The 21503-nt window shown below is 42.2% G+C and carries 19 protein-coding genes, 1 tRNA gene and 1 riboswitch; of the genes, 11 read left to right on the forward strand and 9 right to left on the reverse strand.

Going from position 1 to position 21503, the window contains the following annotated elements; all coding sequences use genetic code 11:
* Positions 1-4 precede the first annotated feature (4 nt).
* Both HMPREF3216_RS05720 and HMPREF3216_RS05725 read right to left on the reverse strand, forming a co-directional pair.
* Entirely contained in the window at positions 5-649 is a 645-nt protein-coding gene (locus HMPREF3216_RS05720; protein ID WP_060787331.1) for a DUF4125 family protein, read from the reverse strand.
* Entirely contained in the window at positions 649-2745 is a 2097-nt protein-coding gene (locus HMPREF3216_RS05725; protein WP_060787332.1) for a DUF4037 domain-containing protein, read from the reverse strand. The genes HMPREF3216_RS05720 and HMPREF3216_RS05725 overlap by 1 nt, the downstream gene beginning before the upstream one ends.
* 274 nt (positions 2746-3019) lie before the next feature.
* Between HMPREF3216_RS05725 and HMPREF3216_RS05730 the strand changes: the two genes are divergently transcribed.
* Positions 3020-5326 (forward strand): BspA family leucine-rich repeat surface protein, encoded by a 2307-nt coding sequence (locus HMPREF3216_RS05730; RefSeq protein ID WP_060787333.1) that lies wholly within the window; start codon positions 3020-3022, stop codon positions 5324-5326.
* 47 nt (positions 5327-5373) lie between these two features.
* Here HMPREF3216_RS05730 and HMPREF3216_RS05735 read toward each other — a convergent pair.
* Positions 5374-5447: transfer RNA gene (locus HMPREF3216_RS05735), tRNA-Pro, on the reverse strand.
* A gap of 216 nt (positions 5448-5663) precedes the next feature.
* Here HMPREF3216_RS05735 and lysS point away from each other — a divergent pair.
* On the forward strand, positions 5664-7340 hold the full coding sequence (gene lysS, locus HMPREF3216_RS05740; RefSeq protein ID WP_060787334.1) for a lysine--tRNA ligase: 1677 nt from the start codon (positions 5664-5666) through the stop codon (positions 7338-7340).
* Between the two features lie 58 nt (positions 7341-7398).
* Positions 7399-8139 carry a phosphoglyceromutase gene (locus tag HMPREF3216_RS05745; protein WP_004128801.1) on the forward strand — a complete coding sequence of 247 codons (741 nt, stop codon included), beginning with the start codon at positions 7399-7401 and terminating at the stop codon, positions 8137-8139.
* A gap of 108 nt (positions 8140-8247) precedes the next feature.
* On the opposite strand, the gene phoU is transcribed toward HMPREF3216_RS05745, so the two are convergent.
* On the reverse strand, positions 8248-8928 hold the full coding sequence (phoU, locus tag HMPREF3216_RS05750) for a phosphate signaling complex protein PhoU (protein WP_060787381.1): 681 nt from the start codon (positions 8926-8928) through the stop codon (positions 8248-8250).
* Positions 8929-9085: 157 nt separating this feature from the next.
* On the opposite strand from phoU, the gene HMPREF3216_RS05755 reads away from it, so the two are divergent.
* Positions 9086-10537, forward strand: a complete 1452-nt coding sequence (locus HMPREF3216_RS05755; RefSeq protein WP_060787335.1) for a sensor histidine kinase — start codon at positions 9086-9088, stop codon at positions 10535-10537.
* Between the two features lie 10 nt (positions 10538-10547).
* On the opposite strand, the gene HMPREF3216_RS05760 is transcribed toward HMPREF3216_RS05755, so the two are convergent.
* On the reverse strand, positions 10548-10802 hold the full coding sequence (locus HMPREF3216_RS05760) for a hypothetical protein (RefSeq protein ID WP_060787382.1): 255 nt from the start codon (positions 10800-10802) through the stop codon (positions 10548-10550).
* A gap of 148 nt (positions 10803-10950) precedes the next feature.
* Between HMPREF3216_RS05760 and HMPREF3216_RS05765 the strand changes: the two genes are divergently transcribed.
* The 3 genes from HMPREF3216_RS05765 (at position 10951) to HMPREF3216_RS05775 (ending at position 13997) form a co-directional block, all read left to right on the forward strand.
* Positions 10951-11946 (forward strand): CHAP domain-containing protein, encoded by a 996-nt coding sequence (locus HMPREF3216_RS05765; protein ID WP_060787336.1) that lies wholly within the window; start codon positions 10951-10953, stop codon positions 11944-11946.
* A gap of 141 nt (positions 11947-12087) precedes the next feature.
* Complete coding sequence (locus tag HMPREF3216_RS05770) at positions 12088-12810, forward strand: C40 family peptidase (RefSeq protein WP_415689280.1); 723 nt, start codon at positions 12088-12090, stop codon at positions 12808-12810.
* Between the two features lie 143 nt (positions 12811-12953).
* Entirely contained in the window at positions 12954-13997 is a 1044-nt protein-coding gene (locus tag HMPREF3216_RS05775) for a universal stress protein (RefSeq protein WP_060787338.1), read from the forward strand.
* A 94-nt stretch (positions 13998-14091) separates the two neighbouring features.
* On the opposite strand, the gene HMPREF3216_RS05780 is transcribed toward HMPREF3216_RS05775, so the two are convergent.
* A complete protein-coding gene (locus HMPREF3216_RS05780) occupies positions 14092-15330 on the reverse strand; it encodes a glycosyltransferase (RefSeq protein ID WP_060787339.1) in 1239 nt (412 codons plus the stop codon).
* A 165-nt stretch (positions 15331-15495) separates the two neighbouring features.
* Positions 15496-15915 (reverse strand): OsmC family protein, encoded by a 420-nt coding sequence (locus tag HMPREF3216_RS05785; protein WP_060787340.1) that lies wholly within the window; start codon positions 15913-15915, stop codon positions 15496-15498.
* A 109-nt stretch (positions 15916-16024) separates the two neighbouring features.
* Here HMPREF3216_RS05785 and HMPREF3216_RS05790 point away from each other — a divergent pair, with 109 nt between their 5' ends.
* The 3 genes from HMPREF3216_RS05790 to HMPREF3216_RS05800 all read left to right on the forward strand — a co-directional run bounded on the left by HMPREF3216_RS05790 (position 16025) and on the right by HMPREF3216_RS05800 (position 18170).
* The gene (locus tag HMPREF3216_RS05790) at positions 16025-16897 is read left to right on the forward strand and encodes a thymidylate synthase (RefSeq protein ID WP_060787341.1); all 873 of its coding nucleotides are present in this window, start codon (positions 16025-16027) and stop codon (positions 16895-16897) included.
* An 85-nt stretch (positions 16898-16982) separates the two neighbouring features.
* Positions 16983-17606, forward strand: coding sequence for a dihydrofolate reductase (locus HMPREF3216_RS05795; protein WP_060787383.1), 624 nt, complete (start codon positions 16983-16985; stop codon positions 17604-17606).
* 18 nt (positions 17607-17624) lie between these two features.
* Entirely contained in the window at positions 17625-18170 is a 546-nt protein-coding gene (locus tag HMPREF3216_RS05800; RefSeq protein WP_060787342.1) for a low molecular weight protein-tyrosine-phosphatase, read from the forward strand.
* 6 nt (positions 18171-18176) lie between these two features.
* Here the strand turns inward: HMPREF3216_RS05800 and HMPREF3216_RS05805 are convergent, their stop codons facing one another.
* Both HMPREF3216_RS05805 and HMPREF3216_RS05810 read right to left on the reverse strand, forming a co-directional pair.
* Positions 18177-18962 carry a DUF4191 domain-containing protein gene (locus HMPREF3216_RS05805; RefSeq protein ID WP_060787343.1) on the reverse strand — a complete coding sequence of 262 codons (786 nt, stop codon included), beginning with the start codon at positions 18960-18962 and terminating at the stop codon, positions 18177-18179.
* Positions 18963-19109: 147 nt separating this feature from the next.
* Entirely contained in the window at positions 19110-19766 is a 657-nt protein-coding gene (locus HMPREF3216_RS05810; protein WP_060787344.1) for a DUF3043 domain-containing protein, read from the reverse strand.
* Positions 19767-19918: 152 nt separating this feature from the next.
* Between HMPREF3216_RS05810 and HMPREF3216_RS05815 the strand changes: the two genes are divergently transcribed.
* The gene (locus tag HMPREF3216_RS05815) at positions 19919-21286 is read left to right on the forward strand and encodes a dipeptidase (protein WP_060787345.1); all 1368 of its coding nucleotides are present in this window, start codon (positions 19919-19921) and stop codon (positions 21284-21286) included.
* Positions 21287-21372: 86 nt separating this feature from the next.
* A riboswitch (TPP riboswitch) is annotated at positions 21373-21473 on the forward strand.
* Positions 21474-21503: the final 30 nt, after the last annotated feature.

Raw genomic sequence — 21503 nt, forward strand, 5'->3', positions numbered from 1 at the left:
TGCCTCAACATTTGTCGGCGGATTCAAGTGAATCGTAGCCATACATGTGCACAGTATTTTCAATAATCATTTGCGTAAGATTTAGATTTTTTGCTGCTAAATCTTCTATAAAATCCTTATATTTAGCAAAAGTATCGGCAGAATACGTGCTTAATTCTCCTCGCAAATACGTTTCAAAAGACGTATTTTCTGCTGTATCTTCGCTTGTTTTTAAAACGCGCATTGCAAGACCTAAATGAGGGTAGCGATTGCGAAAATCGTCCGCCCATTTAACTTGCGTTAAAATAATCTTCTCTTGCTCGCTTTTTCTAGGCTCCAAAATCGGCTTAATATAAGGCTTAATCGTGCGCTCAAAAATTTCTGGAGCAGTAGACTCCATCATTCTTGCATATTTTTCTGTTATCAAATTACCGCCATCGCTATTTGCGCGCTCAAGATCTTTTTTATAAGACTCTTGCAAATCGCGCGGCCAAGTTAAAAATTGGCTCATTCGCATAATGTGGAATGTTGGCCAGTTTCCTTGACAGTTCGCGCGTCCGCCTTCGTTTTGCGTAAGCTGGAATTGCTGCCATTCTAGTTTTGTAATTTCTTCTGCAAGCTTTTGCGTTTTTGGATTTTGTGTTTTCGAATTTGATAATGAATTGCACATCATAAGCTCCTTAAGCACGTAGCGCGCGAATTAATATGCGCTTCAACATACGGGCGTTGCCATTCTAAAAACGTCTCGCTGCAATCGCTTAAGCCTTGATATTTAAGCTCTTGCACTACTTCGTTGCACACGTTTTGAATAATTTCGTTTATTTTAGATTCGGCTTCGCTGCCGCCTTTTGTGCCTTCGCCAAATCCGATTCCACCAAAGCATGCTGCGGAGCTTAGTCGCATAAGCGATTCAAGTTGATTGCACACGCCAGAAAGTCTAGACGCCATTCGCGCGCTTAGCTTGCGAAGTGCTGCAAATTGCCATTTGTAATATGGCAAATATCCCGCACTTATTGGGTTATTTAGCAAAAACACGATTGAAGCTGTTGCATGCACAAACTCGTTTATAGAAAGCCACGCTGCAGCTCCATCTTTTCGCGCTAGCATTCGTGGAACGTTGTATTGGCCTGCTTGAGCCATCATGCCAAGTCTTCTAGAAATCAGCGAGATTCTCACATCGTCCGGCATGAGTTTGAAACTTTGCCGCGTTTTGCTAAATTCTCCAAGTGGGTCTGCAAAAATTTGGCCGTTTGTAGCTGCAGCAAGTGTTGACTCGCTTAGCGAAAGCCATAAATACGGCTCGTTTTGGCTTGGCGCGGCGGAAAATCCTGTTATGTTTTCAAAAAACTTAGCTATACTAAATACGCCAACTCGCTTGCTGCCTTCGCATGATTTAGCGCGCGGCGTTTCTTCGCGAGAGCCAAATCCAGCAAATTCTTGCGGCAAATCGTTGTAAGCTGCTTGCAAATCGTCGCCAATTTTCGCATAGTCTTCATCTGTAAGCCATAAGCAGAATCCTGGTCCAAAATCGTGGTCGCGTGAAATCTCGTCGTCAAATCCGTAGCATTCCGATCCGTGGCCCGCTAATCCTGCAGCTATGCGGTTTTTGTAGTCTTTAAATTTTGGTAATTCAAGCAGCGGCTTTCCGTAGGTTTGCCAATATTCTTTTGCAAGTTGCATGCCGTTTTTTATTTTTGGATTATTTTCTGCTTTTATATTTTTGTTTGATTGTGTAGTTTTATTTGACTCTGGCTGTGCTTGTGTGGTTGCTTGCGATTTTTCCGCAGCACACTGAATCGCATCCGCCACGCCGCCAGCCGTAAACTTTTCTGCTGCCTTCTGCGCTTGCCGCAAATTTTCCAGCGTAATCGCATACGACTCGCTATCTTCCCCGTAGCATTGTGCAATCAAATCAAGTGCTTCTTTGTAGCTTTGTGCCGCGCTAGTGTAGTTTTCCATTGCGTATTGAACTTGCGCAAAACCTGCCAAAGCGGATGCATAATGCGGCTGATTCTGGTTGCCGCCAGCTTTATAAATGTCTATGCTTTTTTGCGCATGACTAAAAGCAAGATTTACTAGGGAAGAGTAGCTATTTTGCGCCTCTTGTGTCTCTTGTACTTCCCGCGCTTCTTGTACTTCCCGCGCTTCTTGCAAAATCGCCAACGCAATATTTGTGTGAGTTGCTGCTACGTCAATATCGGTAGAAGTGTTTAAACTCGTTTCTTCCAAGATTTCAAGCGCTTTTTTAAGCTGCTCAACAGCCTTTGCAGTGCTGCCTGTTTCGCTGTAAAGCATTGAAAGATTGTTGTGAAGGGCAGCGAGTTTTCTATCGTTTGGTTTTAGCGTTTTCGATGATTCTTTAATAGCTTGAGAATATATTTCTGTTGCGCGTTCATAATCGCCAGCTGCGCGAAGGCTTGTAGCAGCGTTAATCAGCGTGGTTGTGCCTGCTTCGCTGCCTGCTAAATCCATCTTTTTTGCCAAATCTAGCGCATTATCAATGATTGGCTTGTTTTTTGTGTGTTCTCCTCTAGACCTATAAAATCCCATCAACTCATTTAATACAGATAGTTGCAATGCTTGAGCGTTTGCTTTTTCTTGGTTTGATTCTTCTTGGTTTGATTCTTCGCTTGATTCTTGCGATTCGCCATATGCGCAATTTGCTTCGTGCAGCGCATCCATCAAGTATTTTTCGATTTCTTGCGCATTTGTGTGAGCAGCAAACATATTGTCAAGCTCTTTATATAATTGAACAACGTCTAACATTTAAGCCACCCTGCTTCTTGCGATTAAATTCTGTTTTATTCACTACTTAATCATAGCGAATTATTTGTTTATAAGAGTGTTGCAACGTGCGTGATTCTTGTTTTATTTTTTAAAGATTTGTAATAATTTACATTAACTATTTTTGTTTAAGGTTAGTTTTTTATAAAAAATAGTTGTTTTTTAGTGTATTTTACATTTTCTATTCCATTTTTTTTTTTTAAGTGCTAGCGTTGATATTTTAGGGATAGCATTTTATTTTGCATAGGATTAGAAGATGAAGAATCAAAGTAGACTATATAAAAGCATTGCGATTTGTGCGTCTGTTATTGCTGCTCTGGCAATGCTGGTTCCGACTGTTTCTAGTGCTGTTGGCTCGTCTGCTTCTAGCAATTCCAATCATAATGCAGCTTCTGCTTCTAGTTCTGCTACTTCAACTCGTTCCTCTTCTTCGTCTTCTTCGGCTTCTGGGTCTGCCGTAAGTTCTTCTGCTCAATCTAGATCATCAGATGCGGATCCGCAGCCTTTAAATTGGACTACAGATTCCAATCGCAATCTTAAATGGGGATTAAGCGGAGAAAACAACTCAATTTTGCATTTGCAAGCAAATAGTTCTAATGATTCAGTTGATGCAAGTAATCTTAAAGATTTGGTTAATGATGATAAATATAAAAGCGTCAAAAAGGTCGTTATAGACGGAACTGACTTTAAAATAAATAATGCAGATAGTATGTTTTTTGATTTTTCCAGTCTTGAATCTGTAGAAGGCTTGCAAAAGATAAAGTTCGTCAAAAAAGATGGAAAAGCTGTAAATGTTTCTAAAATGTTTTATAGTTGCGGTAGTTTGCTAAGTTTAACTGGCATTGAAAACTGGAATATGGAAAATGTTGAAGACGCTAGTTCAATGTTTGCTTTTTGCGAAAAATTAGAATCAATTGATTTATCCAAGTGGCAGAACGTTAATATAAGCGACGCTAGTGGCATGTTTCAAATGTGTTCTAATTTAGAAAGTGTTAAGTTATTTGCTTCCCAAAGTGGAAAGTTAACAAAAATAAACGATATGTTCAACATGAGTTGGAAGAGAGTTAAGTCCAAGCTTTCAAGTGTAGAAGGCTTAGAAAAATTTAATACCAAAAATGTGACAACTATGAAGAAAATGTTTTACTTTACTTCAAAGCTAAAAGAGATTAATGGTATAAAAGATTGGGATACCTCAAAAGCTGAAGATATGGCAGAAATGTTCCAAGGCAGTGGTGTTGAAGTTTTAGATTTGAGTAAATGGAAGTTCCCGAATAAAGATGTTCCTGAGCAGGGAACTAGTAGTATAGTGCATAATTCTATAGGCGCTATGTTTGATTCGGTAGGGCTTCGAGATTTATCTCTTCCTGTAGATAAAGACGAGCAACTAAAAGTGTGTGATTATACTAATCCAAACACGGCTTGTGATGCTACGTATGATGTTTTAGATAAAAGAGGCAATCTTTCAAAAGCTTTTATATCTGGTCTTGTTCCTGGTATTTGGAGACGGTTTAAAGGTAAAACTGGTAAGGTTCCAGGTGAAAACATAATTTCAGGTTCTGCTGATGATTCAAAGTATATTCGTATAGTTCGCGATTATATTAAAGTAACTTTTAATAGAGCTGAGTATGGTTCTGTTACATGTGCTGTTGATGTTTTACAAGGTAAAAACAAAACTTATAATTTAAACAATGCTAGACTTTTCGATTGTGTCCATAATGACAGTAATAGTTCTAGCATAAATGATGATAAAGAGAATGATAAAAAAATTTCTGCAAAAGAGCTAGGTGAAAAAAGAGAAGAATTAGCAAAGTATGCAGAAAGCATAGGCTTAAGTTATACTGCTAAGTTAATTCGTAATTCTAAGAGTAGTTCTCTTTCGGCATTAAAGAATCTTCTTAAAGAAGCAGAGTCTTCTAGGTCTGCTCCTATGACTTTTGATCAAGTAAAAGCTGTTCTTGGAATTGATAAAAAAGATACTGCTGTTTGGAATATTGATCGACTTATACCATACGACTTTATTAAAAAGGGATATAACAATGCATATGTGCAATCGACTAGATTTAGTAGTCAATCAATACTTGTCTCGCCGAGTTTTCAACAGTTTGTTTCCAATGAACTTGTAGGGCAAACTTCGTTAAAGGCTCTTGCTGATACAGTATTTACTGCAATAGTTACGCGGAGTAGCAAGAAAACTGAGCCTAGACCATGCATTCCGCAGATTATAAATCCTGCTCCGCAGCCTGGCCCAAGTCCAACGCCTCTTCCAGAGCCAAAACAAGAGTTGAAGCCTGATTCTACTCCAGATTTTGGCGGATTTAGTGGTTTCGGCGGAAAGCCTGCAATACCAAATAAAACACCAGGGCAAAGTAAGTGCATATGCCCTAATGCTCAAGAAAATAAGCTCAATAAGAGCGATGATTCTTCCAGTGACGGCGTGCGTAGAGGGTATTTAATAACTACTGGAACTGCAGCAACATGTTGGATTATTTCTTCAATCGCAGCACTGTTTGCTGGATTCTTTGCTGGTCTTGCAATTGCAACTCGTAAATTTGCAGCCAGATAGTTAGCAAGCAGTTGACTAAAACATTTACGACTGGCAAAAACCAAAAGTCGGGCTGGTGGGATTTGAACCCGCGGCCTCTTCGTCCCGAACGAAGCGCGCTACCAAACTGCGCTACAGCCCGATGTTAGACTTGCTCTAAGTACTTGCGCTAAGTACTTGCTCAAAGTACCCACGCAAAGTACCCACTCAAAGTACTTGCATACAAGTTCTAACAACGTCCGTAATGTTACAGGTTGGCGCATACAAATATTTTATTGCGTTCGCTTAGCTTGGCATTAGTAACTGCTCGCTTAACTGCGTTACATGCTGTATTCCCTAGTGGCTACAATTAGCGACTATGAGTGACACGAATACTACAATGCTCGCCGCGCAAAACGCCGCAGCAGAAAATGAATCAACAGACAACGCAAACGAAATGGACACCGTTGAGCATGCCGAAATGCTGCTCGCTCAAGACGAGGCCATTGCAAAGCGCGTAAATGAGGGTGCAAGCCTGGATGAAGCAATTGATCCAAGCAATAAAGAGTTTGGTCCTCTTGCACACCCAGAGCAGGTGCAAATGCGCGTTGCAAAGCGAGCGATGTTGCTTAAGGAAGGTGTGCAGCCATACCCAGTGCACCTTAACGTTACAGATACTATCGAAAAAGTACGCGCCGATTTTGATGGCAAGCTTCAAGCTGGCGAAGAAACCGATACCGAGGTTGGTATTGCTGGCCGCGTTCTCTTCTTGCGTAATGCTGGCGGCTTGTGCTTCGTTAAGCTTGCTGCGGGCGATGGCACTACTATTCAGGCCATGGTTTCCAAGAAGGAAATCGGCGAAGAATCCATTAAGAGCTTTAAGCAGATGGTAGATTTGGGTGACCATTTGTACGTTCGCGGTCGCGTGATTTCTTCTAAGACGGGCGAGCTTTCCGTGTTTGCAACCGAGTGGGCAATTGCTGCCAAGGCTTTGCAGCCACTCCCAGCTTTGCACAAGGAATTAAGCGACGATACTCGTACTCGCAAGCCTTATATTGGCATGATTGCAGACGAGAAGATTCGCGATATGGTTCGTAGGCGTTCGCGTGCTGTGGCTTCTCTTCGCCGCACGTTTGAGACTCACGACTTCTTGGAAGTCGAAACTCCAATGTTGCAAACGGTTCACGGCGGTGCTGCTGCTCGTCCGTTTACAACTCATATGAACGCTTTTGACATTGATCTTTATTTGCGAATTGCTCCAGAGCTTTTCCTTAAGCGCTGCTTGGTTGGTGGCATTGACCGCGTGTTTGAAATTAACCGAGATTTCCGTAACGAAGGCGTGGACGCAACTCACGCTCCAGAGTTTACAATGCTCGAGGCGTACCAGGCTTACGGTACTTACGATACAATTGGCGATCTTACTAAAGAGCTGATTCAAAAGGCTGCTGTAGACGCTTTTGGCTCCACTAAGGTGACTTTGCTTAACGGTGAAGAGTACGATTTTGGTGGCGAATGGAAGCAGATTACCATGTACGGATCGCTTAGCGAGGCTTTGGGTGAGGAAATTACGCCAGAGACTTCTGTTGAGCATTTGGGCGCAATCGCAGACAAGCTTGGCGTTGAGCGCGACGAAGTGGAAAATCACGGCAAGTTGGTTGAGCACTTGTGGGAACACTTCTACGAAGATAAGCTTTACGAGCCGACGTTTGTGCGCGACTTCCCAGTGGAAACCAGCCCGCTTGTTAAGGGTCACCGCACAAAGCCAGGAATGGTTGAAAAGTGGGATTTGTACGTGCGCGGCTTTGAGCTTGCAACCGGCTACTCCGAGCTTAACGACCCAGTTGTGCAGCGTGAGCGCTTTGTGGCTCAAGCTAAGGACGCTTTGGCTGGAGACGTTGAGGCAATGGATATTGACGAGGACTTCATTGAGGCTCTCGGTGTTGGTATGCCTCCTGCTGGCGGCATGGGAATGGGTATTGACCGCTTGCTAATCGCCCTTACGGGCGCAACCATTCGCGAGACGATTACATTCCCACTCGTAAAGCCTCTTCGCTAATTGACGTAAAGTCAAATTTAATTCATGTAGTCGTACGAAACTAATAGACTAGGTAATTATGACATACAAATTAGTATTGCTCCGACATGGTCAGAGCGCATGGAATAAGACCAATCAGTTCACTGGTTGGGTTGATGTACCTCTCACTGAGCAGGGTGTTGAGGAAGCTAAGCATGGTGGCGAGCTTCTTAAAGAGAAGAACGTTCTTCCAGACATCGTGTTCACTTCTTTGCTTCGTCGCGCTATCAATACCGCGAATTACGCGCTTGATGCCGCCGACCGCCTTTGGATTCCAGTTCGCCGCAGCTGGCGTTTAAACGAGCGTCATTACGGTGCTTTGCAAGGTAAGAACAAGTCTGAGATTCGTCAGGAATATGGCGATGAAAAGTTTATGATCTGGCGTCGTTCTTATGCAACCCCACCTCCAGAGATTGATCCAAACGACGAGTATTCTCAAACAAATGACCCTCGTTACGCAGGAGACCCAGTTCCAGAAACTGAGGCTTTGGCAAACGTTGTGACTCGCGTAACTCCTTACTGGGAGTCCGATATTATTCCAGAGCTTAAGTCTGGCAAGACTGTAATGATTGCAGCTCACGGCAACAGCTTGCGCGCAATTGTTAAGATGCTCGACGGTTTGAGCGAAGAAGAGATTTCTAAGGTAAACATTCCAACGGCTATTCCTCTTCTTTACGAGTTGGACGAGAACTTTAAGCCAATTAAGCCTCGCGGCGAGTATTTGGATCCAGAAGCTGCGGCTGCTGGTGCTGCTGCCGTTGCGGCTCAAGGCCAGAAGTAAGTTTGATTAGCTTAAGTTAGTTTTGTTAGTTTAAGTTAGTTTTGATTAAAAAAGTAGGCCTGCAATTAATTTTGCAGACCTACTTTTGTTTATTTTGTTTATTTTGTTTTATGCAACAACCGTATCTTTATCTGGTTCTGGCTTCTTAGTTGGGTCAAATCCCGAGACAATAAATACTACTTGTCTTGCGGCTGCAACTGAATGATCGCCTATGCGTTCCATAAATCGGCTTAAAAGCACCAAGTCAATCAGTTGTTTTCTGGTGCCGTTCCAATCTTCGCCTTCTACAAGAGCAAAAATATCTTCGTGCAACTTATCCATTACGTCGTCGCCGTGAATAATAGCATCTGCTACATTAACGTCTCTATTCGAAAGCATGTCTGTTAGTTGACCTGCAAGAACATGCAAAAAGTCAACCATTTTTTCAACAGTTTCTTTTGCCTGGCTAGGAATTGCCGACTCTGGCCAATCTCTTCTTGCGATTTGTGCAACGTGGCTAGCTAAATCTCCCATGCGTTCAAAAGTGGCAGCAAGTCTCATAGTTGCAACTACTTCTCGCAAATCTGTTGCAACTGGGTTTTGGCGAGCAAGCAGTATTAAACATTGATCTATAACGTTTGCTTCTAGAGCGTCTAACTTTGCGTCGTTATCTATAACTGTTTGCGCGGATTCTATATCTGCGTTTACAAGCGCGTTTCCAGCATTGTTCATAGCTTTTGCAACAAGCTCTGCCATGCGTTCAATGTTTGATGCAACAGCCTTCATCTCTTCGTTGAAAATCACTCGCATGGTGTGTCCTTTCTTGCGATTTGCATTTTGAAGCATATTCGCGTTTTTAAACTTGCCATAATAAATTCTTGCTGTAATAAATTATAGACTACTGTGCGCACGTGCTTAAACAGATTAATCGCTTAAATGTGAGCGCGTTAGAGTATTCTTTAAGAGTATGCTTCAAGATTCGCCATCTTCGCCTTTAATGGTGTTTGTTGTTTTTGCTTTGATTGCACTTTGCGTTGCAATCGTTGTTGTTATGTTTGCATTTGACTTTATTTTGCAAACATTTCGCAATGTTTTTGTTCCGTTTTTTACATCCGATTTAAGTCGCGTTTTTAAAGCTATTAGGCGTTATTTTAGGCGCATCTTTAAGCGAATTTTTAGAGGCAATTTTAAGAAGATAAAAAAAGCTTTTGGCGATTTAGATTCTGGTTCCGATTCCGATTTTGATTTAGACGATAGTTCCGAAGATATTAGCTCCGACGCTTGCGCGGTTTTGGCTATGCTTCCAGGCGCAACCATTGTTGTTGATAAAAATAACGACGTTTTGCGCGCAAGTTCGCAAAGCTATACTCTCGGCGTTGTTTTAGACGATTCGATTGTTTCGCCGCGCGTTTTACAAGCCGTAAATAAAGTTCGTTTCTCTGGAGGGTCTGAAAGCTTTGACTTGGTGACTTATACGCCAAAACAATATGTAACAATTGACTCCGACTCTGCCGAAGTTGGCTCTAGTTCAATCGATTCTACTGCAATCGATTCTGGCACAATTGACCCTACTGCAATTGGCTCTACAGTACCCGCGTCTAATCCTTCTACAATTTCTAGACCTAACTGGCTTAACGTTACGGTTGGAAGCGTTGGAGCAGGCAAGGTTGTTGTTATTATAAACGACTCCAGTGCAGCGCATCGCTTTGAGCAAACGCGTAACGATTTTATAAGTAATGTTTCTAATCAACTTATTAAATCAACACGCATGATTTCCAGTCTTACTAATGTTTTGCAAACTAAAGATGTTAGTGCAAGCCGTATTAAAGATGTTGCTGCGTCTGCTCAAAAATCATCTAAACACTTGGAGCATATGCTAGAAGATTTGCTGCTTCTTATGCGCGCGCAAAGTCCTATAGACTCTTCAAAGGCTAGTGTTGTAAACGTTTTGAAAGTGTTGGAGGAAGTTAAATCACAGGTTTCTAGCCTTGTGCAAAGCAAAAATGTTAATGTAATTGTTAAGGCAGATTCTTCCATTAACGTTTTAGCAGATGCTAGCCAAATAATAGTTGCTGTTAGAAAACTTGTTGAAAATGCTATTATTTACTCGCCCAAAAATCGCAGTGTGGCGCTCTGCGCTTTAAAGTCAAACGATAATAGATTTGCTGTGATTCGCGTTGTTGATTCTGGAATTGGAATTCCACTAAAAGATCAGCCGCGTATTTTCGAGCGTTTTTACAGGTCGAGCAATCAAAATGATTCTAGCCAAGATGGTGTTGGATTGGGTCTTGCTATTGCAAAGCACGTGGCTCTTACGCATCATGGCAGTATAACATTGTGGAGTAGGCCAGGGCAGGGAACTACGGTTAACTTTGCTATTCCGCTTGCAAATTCGCTTGCAAATTCGGATGTAAATTAGATTAAGCGACTTATTTTCCGAGTCTTCTATAATCCCAGCGGTCGAAGTGTTCCCAGACTAAAAGCAAAATTCCAATTACAAATCCGCTAAGGCACACCACCGCAATAAACCACAGTATAAAATGCAAAATCGCAAGTAGAACGGTGATTAATGATGCTATTAGCCAAATAATTGTTCCAGCCATAAAAGCTTTGCACAAGTCTACGCGCAACGGCTTTGGCGCTTCTCTGCGTGCGTCTGGATTAATAATCGGTGCTAGCTTCATATGATTAACCATACATCTTTGCGTGTTCAATATCAATTTTAAGAATTGCATTGCGTACTGTGTTTTGTATCCGTACCACATTGTATTCTTTAAGTTTGTAAGTGTAAATTTGTGAATACGCTTTAGAAGATTTTAGGAGCGATTTTTTATGAAGCATGCTGAGCACGGCGCTAATAAAGCAAAGGGGCGGTTTGGTTCGCCTTTTATGCTTTTTGCTTCTGTACGTGGTTCGCATGCCTCTTCCACAAATCGCGCTGCTGCAGTTTTGTCAAATAATGGCGCTGTTGTAGGTTTGGAAAATGTAGATTTACAAGAATTTGCTGTTCCTTTAACACGCCGTCAGCGCAGAATGGCTCGTGCTACTAAAGAGCGTAAGAATCGTATGATTGTTTCGGCTTCTTTGTTTGCGTTAGTTGGAGCTGCTTTAACTTCTATGACTTTAAACAAGCCTAATAATATGGATTCTTTGGCTTCTAAGTCTTATTCTTCTAATTTAAGTTTTGTAGACGATTCTTCTGCTCAAGCAGCATCTCGTTCTAGTGCTAGAGAGAGCATTGATCGCGCTAGTAAGTATTTAAACTTTAGTAGTGCTGTTGCTGGTCTTGAATCCGATTTAAATGCGTTTTCTACTAAGTCTTCTCATAAGTCTAAGTGGGATTTGGGTTCCATCTCCGATTTTAAAGTGTCGGAAATGTCTAAGTCGGCAGCAAATAATCCAAATGTTGCTGTTTTTATGGATTCAGACGCAAAGATTTTGCCAGCTGGCTTTAATCCAAATCACGATTCTGGCGATTCTGGAAACGCTTATGAATTCAGCCAATGCACGTGGTGGGTTTATATTCGCAGGCATCAGTTAGGTCTTCCTGTTGGCTCCAATATGGGAGATGGCTGGATGTGGGGCTGGTCTGCTCGTAAGCTCGGCTATTGGGTTGATCGTACTCCTCGCCACGTTGGAGACATTATGGTGTTTGGCCGTGGTCAGGCTGGTGTTAATCGCTATTATGGCCATGTTGCAATTGTAGAAAAGATTAATCAAGATGGTTCTATAGAAACCTCTGAATCTAGCGCTGAATATCATGGTAGAACTTATTCCAGAGTTGTTAGTGCTAAAGACGTTTCTGCTTTTGATTTTATTCACTACTAAATTCACTACTAAATTCACTACTAAATTCGCCACTATGGCTTTTAAAACTTTACTAGTATAAAGATTAGATTCATCAACTTTTGTTGATTTATCGCGCGATTTTTGCCGCTTTGTATTGTTAATGTGTTAACATCGCTAATGATGGTTAAGCAAAATATTAAGCAAAATAAGATTTTTTCTTCTATAGTTGCGGGCGCTGCATGTGTAACGCTTCTTGCTACTATGGTTCCGTTTGCTTATGCTTCTGCCAAAGAATCTGCTGTTACTTCTACGCGTTCTTTCCCTAAACTCACCTCTGTTAAGCGAGATTTGCTTACTGAATCCACTTCTACAAGTGTTGATTCTAATTCGCATTGGGGTGGTATTGAGTCTTTGAACGTTCCTCAGACTAAGAGTGCCGAAGAAGTGGCCGCAGAAAATGCACGTAATGCCGCTAATGCTGGCGATTACGATTTTGCAGCAAGCCGTTCTGGCGTTAGAGGAATGTCGCAAAATTATTTTGTTGCTCCTCCAGATGGCTCTTCTGTTTCTTCAATGCTTAATTTTGCCGCTCAATTTGTAGACAAAGTTCCTTATCGTTCTGGCGGAACAACTCCTGCTGGTTGGGATTGCTCGGGCTTTGTAAAGTATGTTTTTGCCAATATGGGTATTTCTTTGCCTCGAACTTCTGGTGCGCAAGCAACTGTTGGCACAGCTGTTCCAAGCCTGGATCAGGCGGCTCCTGGAGACATTATTGCAAATGGCACTCATGCTGCTATTTACGTAGGCAACGGAATGGTTATTAATTCGCAATACGGCGGAACAAAGTATAGTCCTATTCCTTACGTCTTTACATCTGCCTACTCAATTCGCAGAGTTTTCTAGTTATTTTTGCGCGCAAAAGTGACGTTTAATCTTATATTGTTATATTGTAAATCTGCTGTGTCGCAATAGACTCAAAACAATTAAACGGCTATTGTAGTATTTAAGCAAAGGTTGCAAAATTCGCGCATACTAGGAGGATCTAGATGACACAGAATGTTATTACACAAGAAAAAGCTGTTCTTGTAGGCGTTGATGGTTCTCATGCAAGCTATAAGGCTGTTTGGTGGGCATCCAACTACGCTAAGCACGCTGGATTGCAGCTTCAAATTGTTTGCGCATATTCTTTGCCAAGTTATGCGGCTGTGTCTTTTGATGCAACTTATACCGCCATTGGAGACGATAACGTTGCTCATCAAGACGCGCAAGAGATTTTATCTAGAGCCAAAGCCGTAGCTTTAGAGCAGGGTGTTGACGCAACAACTCTTATTGTTACGGGAGACCCTTCTTCCGTGTTTGTGGAGCTTTCTAGAAACTATCAGCTTATTGTTATTGGAAACCGCGGAAAAGGTGGATTAGCAGAGCGTTTGCTTGGCACAACAAGTTCTTCGCTACCAGCTTATGCCTATTGCCCAATTGTTGTTGTTCCATACACCGACGATGATGGTCAGAGAATTCACTTGAACAATAAGATTTCTAAGATTGCAGTTGGCTCCGATGAATCTAAGTGGGGCTTAAAAGCGCTTGAGATTGCTGCCGACTTGGCAGATAGCTGGAATGCTCAGTTAGACGTTATCTCCGCTGTTCCTAGCGTTCAGGGTGCTGAGGGAGATACGGCAGTTATGGGATCTTATATGGAAGATCTTGATGAGCGCGTAAAGCCGATTTTGCAGCGTTTGCCAAACCTAAAGATTCATCGTTCCGTGGTTCCAGGATCTGCTGTAAACGCTTTGACTCAAGCCAGCTTAAACAACGATTTGGTTGTTGTTGGCTCTAGGGGCAGGGGCGGATTTACTGGTTTGCTTCTTGGCTCCATTAGCCAAGGTTTGCTTCAGCATTCGTCTAGGCCAGTGTATGTTGTTCCACGCAAGTATGTGGAGCTAAGCGCAGCGCAAGTGGCTCAGCAGGCTATTGCTAGTAGCAACGCGGCGCCTATTGACTCTATTAATGGCGTTCATAAAGTTGATGTTCCAAAGGCTGGTGTAGAAGAAGCTAAGCAGATTGAGCAAACAATCGATCCGCTTCACTAGAGTAGTAACGCTAAGCGCTAAAACATAAATCGCGTATAAGGCACTAATTGTGTTTTATACGCGATTTTTTCAAGCTTGTATTGTTAATATGCTTTTAGTTTTTCTTAAGCAAGAATCGTGCTCGTCTTGCCTCGCGAGCAGCACGCTTTTTAGCCATTTCTTGATTATTAATGCTAATTGCGCGCTGATAAATCTTAATTAATTCTTGAGCTTGCTTTTTAAAATCATTGTTCTTTGAGTATTCAAGAACATTTTCTTTTAGCTTTGCTTGCTCTTCTTGGCTCATATTAAGAACGCGGCTAAACACTTGCTTAAAATCTTCTTTAGAATCCCACTGATAGCCATTTTTGCCACTAATAATCTGATTTTCGTTAGGAGCGTCGTGCTTAACAAGCGCAAATAAGCCAGAGGCCATTGCCTCCAGCATAGAAAGCGAATGCATCTCCGATAAAGAAGCGGTGGTGTAGTAGTCCATTGCGTGCAAATACTTAGGAATTTGCGTGTGGTCAATAGGCCCTAGAAGGTAGATTCTATCTTCAAAACCTTTGCTTGCCACCTTATTGCGCAAGTCATCTAAATCAGGGCCTCCGCCAATAACAACCAATCGAGCCAAATCGCGTGGAAAATCGCAGTACATAAAGTTGTCAATTAACTCGCTAATGTTCTTTTCTGCGCCAATTCTTCCAACAAAAACAAACAACTTTGTAGAATCTGCAATACCGTATTTTTTACGGAATTCTTCTCTAAAAGCAATTCGTTCTGGCGTAGGCAAGAATTTTTTGTATTCAACGGCATTGCTAAGAACAACAACCTTTTTGTCAACTTTTTGGCGGTCAATATAAGCCTGAGCCTTAGAAGACATGCTTGTAATAATTGTTGCGTTTTTAGAAAATCGCGTAAAATATTTTGCCGAAATATTCCTCGAAAACTCGGTAAAATGCTTTAAGCCAATGTAAAACAGGAATTTATCGTATTCGGTGTGTAGCGTGTACACAACTGGAATATGCTCTTTTTTGGCCACTTCTAGGCCGATTTCTCCAATGCCGAACTCGTTTTGAATATGAATAATGTCTGGCTTAAAGTTAATCGGGAATTTTTTGCGCATATTTCCAATTGGAATCGCAACCCTATATTTGTAGAGCTTTTTTAAAAGAATACCCGGAACGTACACAACGCCGTCTACGAGCTTTGTTTTACGCTGTTTTTCGGAGCCAACCGTAACAACAAGAACCTCATGCCCAAGTTCCTCGTACATTTTTTTAAGCATGTAGGATTGTGTTGCTACGCCGTTTATGTATGGTGGATACGTTTCCGTAAAAATAGCGATTTTCAAAGTTTCCTCCGATTACATAAATAGCTCTAACAACCTTAAAAGTGTAGCATTGTGTTTAGCATTGTGCCACAAATCGTTATTTTTTGCCACTTTAGTGGCGTTTTCTTGACGCTAGGTTGCTGGTTGTTTTTCCGCGCTCTAAAAGTGCTGGCGCCAATCTTCCCATTAATGCCGAATATTTACGCTAACTTGTACAACAGCTCCGCGCTCAAGCGTGTGCTTAACTGTGCAACCCTTGCTAATATGCTTTTCCATGCGTTCTTTTAGCGCTTGTGCATCTTCGCTTGTTAGCGCAGGTTTTGCGTTTGTGGCGTCTACTGTTAAGTCTTCTTGGAATCTTAAGTAAGTTCCTTCTTCGGGGTCGTAAGTGCCATTTACAACTACGCGCGCGCCTTTTCCCTCTCCAATCGCGTGTTCAACTGCATATTGGCTACTTAAAGCCGTGCATCCTGCTAGCGCTATTTGCATTAGCTCAACAGGCGAGAATTGTCCTTCGCCTTTGCCAAATTCCAAAGTTGCTCCGTCTTCGCTTTTTGCAATCCAAGAGCCGTCTTCTAATCGCTCAACCCATATTCTTCTAGCCATTTTTGCTCCTTTGCAGTTGTTGTGTTTAGATAAAACAATTATATAAAGATATACAGTTATTTGCACATACATTGGTGGTGTTGAATTTAGCTAATGCTAGAATAAACGTATGGCTTTAACTCAACAAGAACTTGCAGATTTGCGCGCGCGCGTGCCGCAAAAACCAGTATCCAATATTCCTACTCCTTACGAAGATTTAGTTAGAAAAATCTTTATGGAAGGAACGTTAAAATCGGATCGCACTGGCACGGGAACAATATCTCTTTTTGGTCAGCAAATTCGCTTTGACTTAAGCAAGAGTTTTCCGCTTATAACAACAAAAACCGTGTTCTTTAAGGGGCTTGCATACGAGCTTCTTTGGTTCCTTAAAGGTTCCAGCAATGTGCGTTGGTTGCAAGAAAACGGTGTGCATATTTGGGATGAGTGGGCAGATGAAAACGGCGATTTAGGCCCTGTTTACGGCGTTCAATGGCGTAGTTGGCCAGCTCCAACAGAGCAAAATCCAAATCGAACAATCGACCAGATTGCAAACGTTATGGATCTTATTAAAAATCATCCTGATTCTAGAAGAATGATTGTTAGCGCCTGGAATCCTGCGGAAGTAGAGAATATGGCTTTGCCTCCATGCCACTCGCTTTTCCAGTTCTACGTTGCCGATGGCAAGCTCTCTTGCCAGCTTTATCAGCGTTCTTGTGATATGTTCCTTGGCGTGCCATTCAACATTGCCTCTTACTCGCTTTTAACAATGATGATGGCTCAGCAGGCAGGCCTTGAGCCAGGAGAGTTTGTTTGGACGGGCGGCGATTGCCATATTTACGACAATCACGTAGAGCAAGTGCTTGAGCAGCTTTCGCGAGAGCCGTACCCGTATCCTAAGCTAGAAATTAATAAAGCTGATTCTATTTTTAGCTACGACTATAGCGATTTTAAGGTTGTTGATTATAAGCATCATCCTACGATTAAAGCTCCTGTAGCAGTGTGACTTTTAACTGTTTGCTTTATTTAGTAATTGATTAGTAGATTTACGTAGGAGTTTTATGACTAGCAATACTGTGATTAGCAATACTGTGACTAGCAATATTCCTGTGCGTTTAATTTGGGGTCAGGCATACGATTTGCAAGGCCTAGCAGGCGCAATGGGTGTTAATGGTGGCATGCCTTGGAGGCTTTCCCCAGATTTGCGCTATTTTAAGGCAATGACAATCTCTTGCCCAGTAATAATGGGTAGGGGAACTTGGGATGCTACGCCAGAAAAATTTAGGCCTCTTCCTGGTCGCGAAAATATTGTTGTTTCTAGGAATCCAGATTTTAATCCAAATGGAGCGAAAAGCTTTACAAATATACAAGATGCAATCTGCTACGCAAAAAAGTGGATTGAAGATAATCCTATTGAGCTTGTAGATTCTTCGGATTTGCCAAAAGATGGCAGAGCAATTTGGATTATTGGCGGCGGAGCAATCTTTAAAGAAGTGATTAATTCAAAAATCGTTGACGCTGCCTACGTAACTCAGATTGATACTAGAGTAGAAGCAGATACGTTTGCTCCAAACATTCAAAAACTTGTAGATGATGGATTGTGGACTATAGCGCGCGATGACGATTGGCAGGAATCGCCTATAAAAGTTGGCGCAAATCAATTTAATGCAAAATATAAGTTTATGGTGTATAAGCCAGTTAAATCTAAGAAATAAGCCAGATTAAGGATATGTATGGAATCTTTAAACAAAATTCACGTAGACGCTAAGCATCCGTATGTTGTTATGACGGTTTGTACGGGAAATATTTGCAGGTCTCCAATGGCAGAAATTGTTTTGCGCAACGAGTTTAAGCTTAGGGGATTAAGCGATGTTGTTGCTGTAAAATCATGCGGAGTAAGCGATGAAGAATACGGAAATCCTATTGATCCGCGTGCGCAAAGAGAGCTTAAAAGTAGGGGATATTCTTTGCCATTAAGCCATTTTGCGCATAGGATTGAGCGAGACGAAATAGAAGAGACGAATCTTTTTCTTCCAATGACGGCTTCGCATATGCAATCTTTACTTAGGATTATTCCGCCGCAAAAGCGTGGTCTTGTACACATGTACAGGTCTTTTGATCCACAGTTGCCAAAGCCACAAGCTGGGCGCGAAGCTGCTTTAGATTTGGCGGATCCTTGGTATGGAGGCCCTAAAGAGTTTGAGATTGCAATGGATCAAGTAGAAGAGTGCGCTCCGTACATTGTTGATTGGGTAGAAGCGCACATAACGCGAGAATAATAGGATTTATTTTCCTCTTAAAGCTCTGCGGCTCACGCGTGGCGTGTGCGTAGGGTCAATTCCCTTTGGAATTCCAAATCCTAGCTTTCCTTGCAAAGTGCGCAAGCGGTCGTTTAGAATCGCAAGCTCCGTTTTAGTAAGGAAGAATCTGCGGTTTGGGTGAATTGCTGCAAGAGGAGCAAACTTATGATTTGTAGGAATTAAAGTTTTAGACTTTAAAACTGTGGTTCTTAAATCTCTAAGCTTAATTTGATTTTGTCCGTTTCCAACGCAAATACGGTACACAGGTATACTAGACCCAGCTGTAACGCTTTTAATTGCATGCTCCTGGCGATTCATAGCTTGGCTTAGTCTTTCGTAATTGCCTTCTCCAACAAGAAAGATTCCGTTAAAGCCAGTTCCGCGCCAAATAGCATCTTTTGTGCGAGGATCAACCCAAACTGGCTGCTGTGGGAATGTAAAACCGCCCTTATTGATTGCGCTTAGAATTCCAGCGGCAGCTCCAGGCTTGCCTTCTAGTTTTGCGTATCCAACTTTATCTGCGCGCTTTGTTAAAACAACCGTAAAAAGCAAAAGCCCCAGCATAAGCGCTGTTACAACCATCATAATCCATGTAAAAATGGACCAGCGCAAAATAACGCCAGCTATAACGCACAGAACTACAGGGGCTGCAAAAGCCAATCCAAGCCAAAGTGGAAGCTGCTTATCGTCTGTATGCGTGTACTTGTAAATGCGCATAATCTGTGAAATCATGCCCGATTTCTTAGTATTCTTTGACTTTTCGTTTGCCATTTTGCGTTTATCCCCTATACGATATTCGCGTTATTTTTGTTTTGTGCTTATTGCAAGGCTTGTACCACGTTTGTGCCGCTATTACTTAAGCAGCATGCTACAAACACACATTGCTATAAATCATATCTTTGTTGGTATACTAGCGCTTTACTTTGGCCAGTTTCCGCGTTTTGGTGTGCTTGGCTTTGGTAACCTCCACCTACGCATTTGTATTGCGCGACTGCAGGCATACATTGCCGACCTAGAGCTTTTAGCAACAGCCGCCTGGCCGTACTTCTTAACAAGTTCTTTTCTAAGTTTGCGCCACATTATTAAAACGTCAATAATCGCAGCAAAAAGATACGCGTAAAGAATAATCGCAAGCGCAAAATAAAGAACAATATACTTAGTAGACAAGAAGTTTTGTGTAAAGAAGATGCAAATCATAATTACGATTGCAAACGGAACAAAAAATTCTCCAACATTAAAGCGTGCGTCTACGTAATCGCGAATATACACTCTCCATGGAAGTTGCTCCGACTTTGGCATATGCGCTAAATCGCCATTTTTCATAGCGTCATACTGTTCATTTTCGCGCTGGCGAATTCTGGCGCGTGCAGCCTTTGCGCTAGCTTTGCGGTCTTTTGGCACAAGCGGCCTAAGATTTTGCGCTGCAGCCTCGTTCCTTTTAGGAGTTGGCGCATTTTTTGTGCGAGATTTTGCATTGTTTTCTGCTTTATTCTCGCTATTTTCATTGGCTGCTGATTGATTGCCATTTTGCGCATTATTATCAGCATCTTTTTTTACGAATGGATTCCATGTCATGTTTGCAGATTACCCAACAGACTAGACGCGTTCCATAGATTTTGCTGGCTGTTAATGTTGTTAATATTAATGTTGTTAATAGTGTGATAGTGGTTAGATAGTAGTTAATTGCTTGAGCAGTTGTTTTGGCTATTTGTTTTAAGGAGATTTGTATGGCTAATCTTAATGTGGAAGACGTTAAGAATCGTGTTAGCGCTGCGTGGAACGATGTTATATCTGTTCTTAGTAAAAAGATAGAGCTTGGAGCTGTTTCTGCTAAAGGCATTACTGGAGATCATATGCGCGCTTCGGCGCAATACGTGGCTGGAGTATTGCGCGAAGTTGGTGTTGATGCTCGAGTTGAACAGTCCAAGAATCCAGACGGTACTCCAGGCGCATTTGAGGTTGTTGGATCTCGTATAGTAAACCCAAATGCTCCAACAGTTTTGCTTTACGCTCATCACGATGTTCAGCCTGTTCCAGATGCAAGCGAGTGGAACACAGATCCTTTTAAAGGAACCGAGATAGATGGGCGATTGTACGGTCGCGGTAGCGCGGACGATGGTGGCGGAATTGCCATTCACTACGGCGCTTTGCGTGCTTTAAGCGAAGATTTAGGCGTAAACATTAAGGTGTTTATTGAAGGCGAAGAGGAGATGGGCTCTCCAAGCTTTATTCCGTTTATTGAATCTCACAAAGCTGAGTTTGAATCCGATGTGATTATTGTTGCGGATTCTGGCAATTGGTCTGCCGAAATTCCAAGCCTTACAACTAGCTTGCGCGGAAACACTACTGTAGACGTTAAGGTTAAGGTTCTTGGTCATCAAGTTCACTCTGGTCAGTTTGGTGGACCTATTTTAGACGCCTACACGCTCGCTTCAATGCTGATTGCTTCTCTTTACAATAAAGACGGCGATTTGGATGTGCCTGGAATTGAATCGCAAGAGCCTGTTGGCGGCTTGCAACGCGATTTAGACGAATCGCAAGTTAGAGCCGATTCTTCGGTAGTGGATTCTTATAAGCTTGCAGGAACTGGCTCGCTTGCTGCACGAATGTGGACTAAGCCAAGTTTGACTGTTATTGGAATGGACGCGCATCCAGTAGAGGAAAGCTTTAACGTTATTGCTCACGAAACACGCTTGCGACTTTCGCTTAGAACTGCGCCTTGCCAGCGCCCTGAGGCTGCACAAAAAGCGTTGAGTGATTTTCTAGTTGCAAACGCTCCGTTTGGCGCGCAAGTAACTGTAGAGCCTCTAGACAATGGCATGGGTTGGGCTATGGATCCAAATGCAATTGCAACTAAAGATGCGCTCGCTTCTATGAAGGACGCTTTTGGTGTAGACCCTATTAACAAGGGCGAAGGTGGTTCGATTCCATTTATTCCAGAATTGCAACGAATCTTCCCTAAAGCACAGGTTTTGGTTACGGGTCCAGAAGATCCAAAGTCTAATGCTCATAGCCCAAACGAGTCGATTTCTCTTTCTGGCTTGGAATCGAATATTGTAACGGAAGCTTTGCTGCTTAGTCGCTTAGCTAAGTAGTGAAGTAGTGTTATAAATTTTGGCTTGCGCACAAAGCGCGCGAACACGTTGATTTTGTGCGCGAGTCTACACAGTGCCGTAAAATTTTCAGTCGACACGGGTGCTTTGCGTAATTCGTAAAGCTGAGAGAAACCGCTTGAACGTGAATCCAGATAATGCTGGCGCACGGAGATCAGTTTTTCCCCTGCCTAAAAATCATTGCCATAAAGGATTTGCT

The sequence above is a fragment of the Gardnerella vaginalis genome, assembly GCF_001546455.1.
In the GTDB taxonomy this organism is placed as follows: domain Bacteria; phylum Actinomycetota; class Actinomycetes; order Actinomycetales; family Bifidobacteriaceae; genus Bifidobacterium; species Bifidobacterium vaginale_B.